The organism is Mycobacterium attenuatum, assembly GCF_900566085.1.
GTDB lineage: Bacteria > Actinomycetota > Actinomycetes > Mycobacteriales > Mycobacteriaceae > Mycobacterium > Mycobacterium attenuatum.
Map to the genome: position 1 here is coordinate 1 of NZ_UPHT01000104.1, position 10,451 is coordinate 10,451.

The window sequence follows — 10,451 nt, forward strand, 5'->3', positions numbered from 1 at the left end:
GGCTGGAGTCGTGTTCGCCGGCGGCGGGGTGGGCGTGGGCGTGGCTGTCGTCGGGGCTGGCGTTGTGGTTTGGGGGGTCGGCGCGGGCGTTTCTGTCGACGGCGGCGGAGGCGGCGCCTGGGGCCGCGGTTCTTGGGTGTCGCCCGGTGCGGGCGCGGGCTCCGGAGTCCCCGCATCGGTTGGCGGCGCAGAGGTCGGTTCGGCAGCGGAAGGATCCGACGTGGTCGGGGCCGGACTCACCCCTGGCGAACGGGTCGAGGGCTTGTCGTTGGAACCCAGCGCGATGGCCACCGCGGCGCCCACCAACAGCACGGCGACGACGGTGCTGACGATGATCACCGCCGGCAGGCGATACCACGGGATGACCGGCGCCTCGGGCTTCGACTCGACCGGTATCTCGTGGTCGAACGCCAGCTGCGGGCGCGCGGATGTGTAGCCGGAAGCGCCCGCATCCGAATAGTCGCCGCCGGCCACTGGCAGGACGCGCGATGCGTCGTCGGCCTCCGACCAGGCCAGTGCGGGCCGCAATGCTGACTCCGGCGCATCAGGCACGCTTGCCCCCGCGCCACCGGGGCCTGGCGGGGCCAGTGCGGCGAGCGGGGCCAGCGGGGCCAGTGCCGTCGCAGTGACCCGTGGGGCGGAAGTCAACACCGTCGCACTGGTATCGGCGGGTCCTCGGGCCGCCCGTAACGCCGCGCCGATGGCGGCCGTCAGTTGCGGGCTCGGCGCCGTGACCACCGAAACCCCAAATCGCCCCGACAGCGTGGTGGTGACCGACGCGATGTTGGCCCCGCCGCCGACGGAAACGATCGCAACCAGATCTGCCGGATGAATCCCGTTGCGCGCCAACGTTTGTTCCATAACCGTGGCGACACCGTCCAACGACTCGCGAATGGTCTCGTCGAGTTCGTTTCGGGTGAGCCGGATTTCGCCATGTCCCCCCGGCAGCTCGTCGGCCAGGGTAGTCACCGTGCTGTGCGAGAGCCGTTCCTTGGCGTGGCGGCATTCGATCCGCAGCCGGTTCAACGAGCCGATGGCGGCGGTCCCGGACGGATCGAATGAGCCGGTGGCCGGCATCTCCGACATCACATAGGTCAGCAGCGCCTGATCGATCAGATCGCCGGAAAAGTCTCGATGGCGCACCGTCGCGGCGACCGGCTGATAATCGCCGGCCGCATCGACCAGCGTGATGCTGGTCCCGCTGCCGCCGAAGTCGCAGACCGCGACGATGCCGCGGGCCGGTATGCCGGGGTTGGCCCGCATCGCGAACAGCGCGGCCGCCGCGTCGGGGATCAGCAGTGGCTGGGCGTCGTGCGACCATTCCGGCACCCGGCTCAGCGCGGCGCCCAACGCGTCGACCGCGGCCGGCCCCCAGTGCGCGGGATAGGTCAGTGCGACGTCGTCGGGAAGCGCACGCCCGCCGGTGGCGGTATAGGCCAGCGCCCGCAGACTGTCGACCACCAGAGCCTCGCTGCGGTGCATCGAGCCGTCGGTCGCCACGACGCCGACCGGGTCACCTACTCGGTCCACGAAGTCGGTCATGACCAGGCCGGGCTGGTCCAGTCTCGGGTTTTCCGACGGCAGTCCGACCTCGGGCGGGCGCTGCCGATACAAGGTCAGCACGGGCTTGCGGATGATGGCGTGATCGGCGGTAACGGCCGCCAGATTGGTGGCACCGATCGACAGACCCAGTGCGGGCCGTGGTTCTGCTGCCATGGTTAGTCCCCGTCCGGCTGCGCGCCCCTACCCGAAATTGTGCTGTCTACACATATTGCCGTTCTTGGCGCCAGCTATGCGTGAGCTGTATAACGACACAGCTCACCGGATGGTGCCCGCGCCGGGAATCAGCGGCAGGTCCAGCGCGGTGACCCAGCCCGGAGACAAGTCGTTGACGGCCGGTACGGCGTTGAGCGCCCGCATCCCGGTCGCCAGGCATCCGGCGGTGGCCGCATCGCGGCCCGAGCCGTCGGTGAACCGAAACGCGGTTTCCTGGAAGATGCTGGGGGTGCCGTCGATGTCCACCCGGTAGACGTCGTCGTCGTGACCGGAGGGCCAGTCGGGTGCGGCGTCGCGGCCGATGCGGTTGACGTGCTCGAGTTGAATGCGCTTCTGGCCCTGGTAGATGCCGTTGATGGTGAAGCGGACGGCGGCGACCTGGCCGGGCTTGATGACGCCCTTCACCGACCGGCGCTCGGTGGGCGTCACCCACTTGTCCCACGTTGTGGTGATCTCGTCGAGCATGATCCCGGCGGCGTGGGCGATCATCGGCACGGTGGCGCCCCACGCGAAAATCAAGACGTCGCGGTTTTCCAGGATCGGGCTGAATCCGGGTTCGCGCCCGATCCCCATTTCCTTCTCGTAGTCGCCTTCGTAATTGGTGTAGTCCAGCAGCTCGGAGGCCCGTACCCGCCGTACGTCCGAACACAGTCCCATCAATGTCATGGGAAACAGGTCGTTGGCGAATCCTGGGTCGATGCCGGTGGTGAAGCAGGACGACTCCCCCAGCTCGCACGCCTCGGTGATCGGCTGGATCCACTGCGGTGGGTTCAGGTGCATTGTCGGCCAGATCCACGGTGTCATCGCGGTCGAGCACACGTCGATGCCGGCACGCAAGAACCGGGTGATCAGCGAGATGTTGGCGTCGGCGTGCATCGCCGTGGGACCGTAATGCACCAACGCGTCAGGCTTGAGCGCGATCAGGGCATCGACGTCGTCGGTGGCGGCGAGACCCACTGGCTCGGGCAGCCCGCAGATGTCGCCCACGTCGCGCCCGATCTTGTCGGGGTTGCTGACGCCGACCCCGACCAGTTCGAACAGCGGATGCTTGACGATCTCGGCGATCACCATCTTGCCTACGAAGCCGGTGCCCCAGACGACTATTCGCTTAGTGCCTCTGTGCGACATGCCACCTCCCTGAGTTCGGTTTCACCCTAGGCGCGCCGGGATGTGACATTTCCAGGGTGTCGGGTAACTGCCTGCAGCCGGCCATGTCGATCCCGGGGAGAGCGGCTCTAGCATCGGAGGCGTGCGAAGCCGGCCCGCGTTGAGCGCATGGCGCTTCGTCGCGGTGTTCGGTGCGGTCAGCCTGCTCGCCGACTTCGTTTACGAGGGCGCGCGGTCGATTACCGGTCCGCTGCTGGCCTCGCTGGGCGCGACCGGCCTGCTGGTCGGCGTGGTGACCGGCGTGGGCGAGGCCGCCGCGCTGGCGCTGCGGTTGGTGTCGGGTCCCCTGGCGGACCGCAGCCGGCGATTCTGGGCCTGGGCCATCACCGGCTACGCGCTGACGCTGGTCACGGTTCCGCTGCTGGGAGTCGCGGCCGCGTTGTGGGTCGCCTGCACCCTGGTGATCGCCGAGCGGGTCGGCAAGGCGGTGCGCAGTCCGGCCAAGGACACGCTGCTGTCGCACGCCGCCAGCGTCACCGGCCGGGGCCGCGGCTTCGCCGTGCACGAGGCCCTCGATCAGGTGGGGGCGGTGATCGGTCCGCTGACCGTGGCCGGGGTGCTCGCCGGCACCGGCAACGACTATGCGCCCGCGCTCGGCGTGCTGGCGCTGCCCGGCGCGGCGGCGCTGGCGCTGCTGGTGTGGCTGCGAATCCGGGCGCCGCATCCGGACTCTTATGAAGACCCGGTGGCTTCCACTGAATCAACCGATAGTGTTGTTACACAACGGTTCTGGGCCTTGCCGCCAAAGTTCTGGCTGTACTGCGGATTCACCGCGATGACGATGTCCGGCTTCGCCACCTTCGGGTTGTTGTCGTTTCACATGGTCACCCACGGCTTGCTGAGCGCCGCCGCGGTGCCGGTGGTCTACGCGGCCGCGATGGCCGCGGATGCCCTGGCCGCCCTGGCTTCGGGTTACAGCTACGACCGGTTCGGCAGCAAAAGCCTTGCGGCACTGCCGATTCTGTCGAGCTTGGTGGTCTTGTTCGCCTTTAGCGCCAACACCGCGATGGTGGTGCTGGGCGCGCTGGTGTGGGGTGCGGCGGTGGGGATCCAGGAATCCACGTTGCGGGCCGTGGTCGCCGACCTGGTCGCCGCTCCGCGGCGAGCCAGTGCTTACGGCGTGTTCGCGGCCGGGCTGGGCGCGGCCAGCGCCGCGGGCGGCGCCCTGGTCGGCTGGCTGTACGAGATCTCACCGGGCGCGGTGGTCGTGGTCGTGGTGGCGATACAGTCGGTTGCGCTGGTCAGCATGTTCACAATCGGGTTGCCGCGCGGTTCCGGCGCAACAGCCGAAAGCCCTTTCACGCCGTCCTAGGTGGTGACACGATGGACAACCATGACCAGTCGATCGGCAGCCAAGCTACGTCATGTCACACGTATGAGCGGACTCGCGTTCGCCCTCGGCATCGGCTTCACGGCCACATGCGATGTGGCGAACGCGGATCCACTCCCTCAGGTTCCGCAGGTCCGCTATGAGGTGAGCGGCAGCGGCGTCGCTGAGTCCATCACGTACCAAACCGACACCGGTCAAAAGCGCGCGGTCAATGTGGGCCTGCCATGGTCGACGCAGTTCACCGCCTTCGGTGCGCAGGTATTCGTGCTCAGCGCGCAGGGGCCGGGCAGCATCACCTGCAGAATTCTGCTCGACGGCAACGTGGTGACGCAGCAGACAGCGACGGGCACGCCGGGGCACACCGTCTGCACGCATTGAGATCGCGGGCCCACCAACTCGAACCCGGCGGTCTAAGCTCGCCAATGTCACCCTTGACCGACGAAGCGGGACGAGGAGGAGCACGGTGGACCTCAAGACTGACCGCAATGTCGGGCTGCAGCCCCGGATGAACGGGACGGCGCCGCCAGAGGTTCCGCTTCCCGAGATCGATCTAGGCTCGCTGGAATTCTGGGGCCGCAACGACGACTTTCGCGACGGCGCCTTCGCCACGTTGCGGCGCGAGGCCCCGGTCTCGTTCTGGCCCGCGTTGGAAGTCGCCGGGTTCACCGGCGGCAACGGACACTGGGCACTGACCCGCCACGACGACGTCTTCTTCGCCAGCCGTCATCCGGAGGTCTTCCATTCCTCCCCCAACATCACGATCAACGACCAAACCCCGGAATTGGCCGAATATTTCGGCTCGATGATCGTGCTCGACGATCCACGGCACCAGCGGCTGCGCTCGATTGTCAGCAGGGCGTTCACCCCGAAGGTGGTGGCGCGTATCGAGGCCTCGGTGCGCGACCGCGCGCACCGACTGGTCGCGGCGATGATCACCAACCATCCCGACGGCCATGCGGACCTGGTCAGCGAACTTGCCGGGCCACTGCCGTTGCAGATCATCTGCGACATGATGGGGATTCCCGAAGAGGACCACCATCGGATATTCCATTGGACCAATGTGATTCTCGGGTTCGGCGATTCCGATCTGACGACCGATTTCGAAGAGTTCCTTCGGGTTTCGATGGACATCGGGGCCTACGCCACCGCGCTGGCCGACGACCGCCGCGTCAACCATCACAACGATCTGACGACAAGTCTGGTGGAAGCCGAATTAGACGGCGAGCGGCTGTCGTCCACCGAGATCGCGACGTTTTTCATCCTGCTGGTGGTCGCGGGCAACGAGACCACTCGCAACGCGATCAGCCACGGCATGCTGGCGTTGTCGCGCTATCCGGACCAGCGGGCGAAGTGGTGGTCGGACTACGACGGCCTGGCGCACACCGCGGTCGAGGAGATCGTGCGGTGGGCCTCGCCGGTGGTCTACATGCGCCGCACCCTCAGCGAGGACGTCGAACTGCGGGGCGTCACGATGGCCGCCGGCGACAAGGTCTCACTGTGGTACTGCTCGGCCAACCGCGATGAGTCGAAGTTCGCCAACCCGTGGATGTTCGACGTGGCGCGCGAGCCCAACCCGCACCTGGGCTTCGGCGGCGGCGGCGCCCATTTCTGTCTGGGCGCCAACCTGGCTCGCCGCGAGATCCGGGTCGTGTTCGATGAATTGCGCCGGCAAATTCCCGACGTCGTCGCGACCGAGGAACCGGCGCGGTTGCTGTCGCAGTTCATTCACGGCATCAAACGCCTGCCGGTGGCCTGGAGTCACTGAGATGGCCGACGTCGATGTCTGCGTGGTGGGTGGCGGATTCGCTGGCTTGACCGCGGCGCTTCGGCTCAAGCAGGCCGGCCATTCGGTGACACTACTCGAGGCGCGCGACCGGGTGGGCGGGCGCACCTTCACCGTCCAGCGTGACGACGGATCCTGGATCGACAAGGGCGGCGCCTGGATCGGGCCGACCCAGGACCGAATCCATGCGCTGATGAAAGAATTGGGGGTCGCGAGTTTCAAGCAGTACACCGGCGGCGAGGCGATGATGGTCGTCGACGCCAAGCAGTATCGCTACCAGGGCACCGTCCCGTGGACGCTGAGTCCGTGGGCGTCGCTGAATCTGGGCGCAGCGATGTTCGAGCTCACCCAGATGTGCAAGACGATTCCCCTTGACGCGCCGTGGGAAGCCAAGAAGGCCGCGCGATGGGATCGCATGACATTGGCCCAGTGGCTGCGCAAGAACCTCGTGTCCAAGGCGGCGCACGACCTGCTGGAAACCGCGATCGCGGGCACCTACACCTCGGATGCTTCCGAGGTGTCCATGCTGTTCGTCCTGTATCAGATGGCGTCCGGCGGAGGGCCCGGCTTCGTACTGGCCGGCGAGGGCGGCTCACAGGACTCCCGACCGGTCGGCGGCATGGGAGCGATCTACCGGCCGATGGCCGCCGAGCTGGGCGACGTGATCCGGCTGTCCCAGCCGGTGCGCCGCATCACCCAGGACGCCGACGGGGTCACCGTGCAATCGGACGATACGACCGTGCGGGCGCGCCGGGCAATCGTCGCGGTGCCGCTGGCCATCGCCAGCCACATCGCCTATGCACCAATGCTTCCCACCGATCGGTCCTTCTTACACCAGCGGATGCCCAGCGGTGCGGTGGTGAAGATCTCGACCGTCTACGACGAACCGTTCTGGCGCCGCGACGGCCTCTCCGGCCAAAGCGCCGCGCCGGGATCGCTGGCGACGGTGACTATCGACGGTTGCCCGGACACCGGTACCCCCGGCGTGCTGGTTGTGGTCATCGAGGGCCCCACCGCGCGGCAATACGAGCGTCTTGACGAGGCCGGGCGCCGGCAGGCGGTGCTCGACGCCTTGGTGGAACGGTTCGGCGCCAAGGCGGGCAAGCCCGTCGACTACATCGAGCAGAACTGGAGCCGCGAGCCTTACTCTGGGGGCGGGATGATCAGCCACGCGCCCCCGGGTGTGCTCACCCAGTTCGGGCATGCCTTGCGCAGACCGTGCGGCCGCATCCACTGGGCGGGCACCGAGACATCGGCCACCATGTGCGGCTGGATCGATGGCGCGATTCGCTCCGGCGAGCGGGCCGCCAGCGAAGTCATGATGACCGAGACGCTGACGGTGGCCTAAGCGCATATACCAACAGCACCCGCGGGTATACACGCAGCCATTCCGGCGGCTGCGGGATCCGTGCGACGCAGGATGCGTTGTCGCCCAACCACTCCAGCGCACGGCGATAGGCATCGACGTTGGCCGGGCGGAATGGGTAGCGATAGTAGCGGGCGAACGCTTCCACATGCGCACGCAGGATCAACTTGCCGCTGCGGCCCTGCGGCATGTCCTCGAACACAATGATGCTGCGCCGCGCGACCCGGTGACACTCGTTGATCAGCGCCAGGGGATCATGGCTGTGATGCAGCACCTCACTGAGCAACGCATGGTCAAATGACTTGCCTTGAGCAGGAATTGAGGTGCCGTCGAACAGGCGGAACGGGATCTGGGTCCGGCGCGAGTCCTGCACGTCGACGCCGCTGGCGTTCACTCCGTACATCTCATGCAGATAGGCCGACAGATAGCCGGTCCCGCACCCGACGTCGAGCACACTGTCCCCCTCGTCGAGGTAGCCCTCGAGCGCTTCCGCCTGTCCGCGCAACCGGGCCGACGGCCGCATGACGTTCAGCGCGTCCGAGAGAGCCGGTGGGGAAGACAGCCGCACGGCGATCATTGTGCCGTGAAAACCTCTCGGAGGGTGGGCGACCCGCTGCGGCGGCGCCGGCGGATGCCACCCCACGATGACGCCGACTGCAGCGTTTACTCTCAAGCATGGCCATTCCCGCATTACCCGCCGCCGACGTGTTGGCCGCCCGGCACAGACTGGTGCTCGACCACTTCCACGACGAGGTCCGCCACGACTGGGACGCCCTGCTGTCAACGTTCCCGCATCCCCGCTACGAGCTGATCCCGCAAATGACCGTCCACGACGGCAACCAGGCGGTGCGCGGCTACTACAGCTACCCGCGCACGGCATTCCTGGACCAGCACCATGAACTGATCGCGTTGCGTCACAGCGCAGATGCGGTGATCGTCGAATTCTGGCTGATGGGGACCCACCGGGGCTACCTCGCCACGATCCCGCCCACCGGCAGCCGGTTCCGGGTCCGGGTCCGGGTCCGGATGACCGCCTACTTCGCCTTCGACGACACCGAAACCCTTGTTTGCGAACGTATTTACTTCGATACCCTGACGATGATCAAGCAGTTGGTCGGCGGCCTGGACCACAAGAAACCGGCCAATTGGCTATTGGCCGCACGCTGCCTGCGGGGCCTGCTGACGACGTCGTCGCAGCAACCTGACCCCGCATTGACCGATACCGCACCGCCGGCCTTCGCCGAAGCCGCGACCTAGGCGGGTACGCTTCGCATCGAGGTCCCGATGCTGAGAAACCCGCTGCGATGAACCAACGAATCCGTCATAGGATGTGCGGCCTGGCGGCGGCCGCGCTGTTGGCGGGCTGTGCCAACAATAATGTCCAAACCGGTACCAGCCCGGCCGGCAGTACGCCGCCAGCGGCAGCCGCGCTCGGTACCGAATCACCCACCTTGCCGGGACCACGCACCGAGAAATGGATCGCCCTGCAGGTCGGCGAGTGCGTGGCCGACCTGCCCCCGGCCGATCTCAGCCGGATCACCGTCACCGTAGTCGATTGTGCGACAACGCATCTGGCCGAGGTCTATCTGCGGGCGCCGGTTGCGGTGGACAACGCCATCAGCGCCGTCGCGAACCGCGAATGTACCACCGGAATCGGTTCTTACACCGGGCAATCCGTAGACGGCGGCGCATATTCGGTGACCTATCTGATTGACTCCAACCAAGACAGAACCGGGGCCGACCCCACTCCCAGCACCGTCATCTGCCTACTGCAAGCACCAAACGGTCAGCTTCTGACCGGATCCGCGCGTCACTGACGCGGTCTCGACGCGGTCTGGTCGAGAACCTGGATGTTGTGGGCCGTATCGCGGCTTTCCTCCCGCGCAATGACCTCGACCCATTCCGACAACGGCGGTGGCGGGTTCAGGTGGCGTCTGATCCACCACGCAAAAATCGTATCGTGATCGTCGATAACTTTGGAGCGGTTGCTTTCCGGCTCGGCCAGCAGCTGCTGCGCGAATGTCCATGCCATCTCCCGAGATTGCCGCAGTTCTGCAGTGAGTAGGCCGATGTCGTCGCCGGTCAACTGCCTGCGGTAGCGGGCAAAGCCCGGCGAAATCTGTTCTGCGGCGTCGGCTATGACGTTGGCCTGACTCACCAGAATGTCGTTGACCGCGTCGAAGTCGTTTCGCAGCGGCTCCAAGGAATCACCGGCGGTTTCGGCGGCGGTGATGCCCAGATCGAAGGTGTCGTGCGCGTTCATCCCGGTGAGCATGTGCTGCAACATGATCGGCTCATCGCTGTCGTTGGTATCGAAGGCGGCCTGCCATACCTGGGACAGCTTGCCGTCTTCACGGAAGTAGCTCTGCGCCGCATTGAAATAACGCCGCGCGAACGTCAAACCGAATCGAGTCGTGCGCGCTCCGTCCTCGAACACTTCCCGCTCGACAGCATCGCGAATCGCGATGGTCGACCGCTTGTACAGTACAGCGAAATATCCGGCCGGGCTCGCCGCCGCCACAGACCAGTCGATGATCGATTGCAGGACGTCGACAACGTCGTCCGAACTGTCGACGGTCGGTGCGTGCAGCCACGGCGGGGACAACGCCATGCCACAAAGTATCGGGCATTGCGATCAGCCAACGCCAGCGCGCCACCCGGGTAGCATCAACAATCGGATTCGATCTCGGATCAGCAGCGCCTGCGGGAGGGTCCCGATGCCCAACAGCGACAACCCGGTGCCGCAGGGAAGGATCCGGCGGACCATGCCGCTGGCCGGTTTCGCCGCCCGGGCCGCCGGCGGGCGCATCGTGGCGGGACTGCGCGAAAAGACCGGCAACACCGGCGCCGTCGCCCGCTTCCACGAACGCACCGCCGAGCGGTACTCCGAGCTGCTGGGCCGCTCCAAGGGTGTGCTCATGAAAGCTGGGCAGATCCTTTCCGTGATGGACACGAGTTGGCTTGGTAACGGCGGGCCGGCCAAGATCGTCGTGCAGCACCTCGCGGGCCAGGGCCGCATCCATCGGCGG

Annotated in this window: 10 protein-coding genes and 1 pseudogene; 7 read left to right on the plus strand and 4 right to left on the minus strand. The window is 66.6% G+C overall.

Annotated features, from left to right (window positions below; translation table 11 throughout):
- Positions 1 to 1,716 (minus strand): Hsp70 family protein (locus EET13_RS17395; protein WP_122443453.1); only part of this gene is annotated, 1,716 nt, incomplete at its 3' end.
- Between the two features lie 102 nt (positions 1,717 to 1,818).
- Positions 1,819 to 2,904, minus strand: a complete 1,086-nt coding sequence (locus EET13_RS17400) for an NAD(P)H-dependent amine dehydrogenase family protein (RefSeq protein WP_122443454.1) — start codon at positions 2,902 to 2,904, stop codon at positions 1,819 to 1,821.
- A gap of 121 nt (positions 2,905 to 3,025) precedes the next feature.
- Between EET13_RS17400 and EET13_RS17405 the strand changes: the two genes are divergently transcribed.
- The 4 genes from EET13_RS17405 (at position 3,026) to EET13_RS17420 (ending at position 7,404) form a co-directional block, all read left to right on the plus strand.
- Positions 3,026 to 4,255, plus strand: a complete 1,230-nt coding sequence (locus tag EET13_RS17405; protein WP_244603967.1) for an MFS transporter — start codon at positions 3,026 to 3,028, stop codon at positions 4,253 to 4,255.
- A 63-nt stretch (positions 4,256 to 4,318) separates the two neighbouring features.
- The gene (locus EET13_RS17410; protein WP_122443456.1) at positions 4,319 to 4,651 is read left to right on the plus strand and encodes an MmpS family transport accessory protein; all 333 of its coding nucleotides are present in this window, start codon (positions 4,319 to 4,321) and stop codon (positions 4,649 to 4,651) included.
- Positions 4,652 to 4,778: 127 nt separating this feature from the next.
- A complete protein-coding gene (locus EET13_RS17415) occupies positions 4,779 to 6,038 on the plus strand; it encodes a cytochrome P450 (RefSeq protein WP_122443461.1) in 1,260 nt (419 codons plus the stop codon).
- 1 nt (position 6,039) lies between these two features.
- On the plus strand, positions 6,040 to 7,404 hold the full coding sequence (locus EET13_RS17420; RefSeq protein ID WP_122443457.1) for a flavin monoamine oxidase family protein: 1,365 nt from the start codon (positions 6,040 to 6,042) through the stop codon (positions 7,402 to 7,404).
- Here EET13_RS17420 and EET13_RS17425 read toward each other — a convergent pair.
- Positions 7,373 to 7,990 carry a class I SAM-dependent methyltransferase gene (locus EET13_RS17425; RefSeq protein WP_244603968.1) on the minus strand — a complete coding sequence of 206 codons (618 nt, stop codon included), beginning with the start codon at positions 7,988 to 7,990 and terminating at the stop codon, positions 7,373 to 7,375. The two genes, EET13_RS17420 and EET13_RS17425, sit on opposite strands and share 32 nt — an antisense overlap.
- Before the next feature lie 107 nt (positions 7,991 to 8,097).
- On the opposite strand from EET13_RS17425, the gene EET13_RS17430 reads away from it, so the two are divergent.
- The gene (locus EET13_RS17430) at positions 8,098 to 8,679 is read left to right on the plus strand and encodes an ester cyclase (RefSeq protein WP_122443459.1); all 582 of its coding nucleotides are present in this window, start codon (positions 8,098 to 8,100) and stop codon (positions 8,677 to 8,679) included.
- 47 nt (positions 8,680 to 8,726) lie between these two features.
- Positions 8,727 to 9,239, plus strand: a complete 513-nt coding sequence (locus EET13_RS17435; protein ID WP_211189087.1) for a hypothetical protein — start codon at positions 8,727 to 8,729, stop codon at positions 9,237 to 9,239.
- On the opposite strand, the gene EET13_RS17440 is transcribed toward EET13_RS17435, so the two are convergent.
- Positions 9,233 to 10,033, minus strand: a complete 801-nt coding sequence (locus EET13_RS17440) for a DUF5995 family protein (protein WP_122443460.1) — start codon at positions 10,031 to 10,033, stop codon at positions 9,233 to 9,235. The genes EET13_RS17435 and EET13_RS17440 overlap by 7 nt on opposite strands.
- A 106-nt stretch (positions 10,034 to 10,139) precedes the next feature.
- Between EET13_RS17440 and EET13_RS17445 the strand changes: the two are divergent.
- Positions 10,140 to 10,451, plus strand: a pseudogene (locus tag EET13_RS17445) (hypothetical protein); the annotation flags it as partial.

Coding starts and splice junctions, on each gene's coding strand:
- EET13_RS17400 (WP_122443454.1), bottom strand. CDS start 2,904: ATGTCGCACAGAGGCACTAAGCGAATAGTCGTCTGGGGCACCGGCTTC.
- EET13_RS17410 (WP_122443456.1), top strand. CDS start 4,319: ATGAGCGGACTCGCGTTCGCCCTCGGCATCGGCTTCACGGCCACATGC.
- EET13_RS17415 (WP_122443461.1), top strand. CDS start 4,779: ATGAACGGGACGGCGCCGCCAGAGGTTCCGCTTCCCGAGATCGATCTA.
- EET13_RS17420 (WP_122443457.1), top strand. CDS start 6,040: ATGGCCGACGTCGATGTCTGCGTGGTGGGTGGCGGATTCGCTGGCTTG.
- EET13_RS17430 (WP_122443459.1), top strand. CDS start 8,098: ATGGCCATTCCCGCATTACCCGCCGCCGACGTGTTGGCCGCCCGGCAC.
- EET13_RS17435 (WP_211189087.1), top strand. CDS start 8,727: ATGAACCAACGAATCCGTCATAGGATGTGCGGCCTGGCGGCGGCCGCG.
- EET13_RS17440 (WP_122443460.1), bottom strand. CDS start 10,033: ATGGCGTTGTCCCCGCCGTGGCTGCACGCACCGACCGTCGACAGTTCG.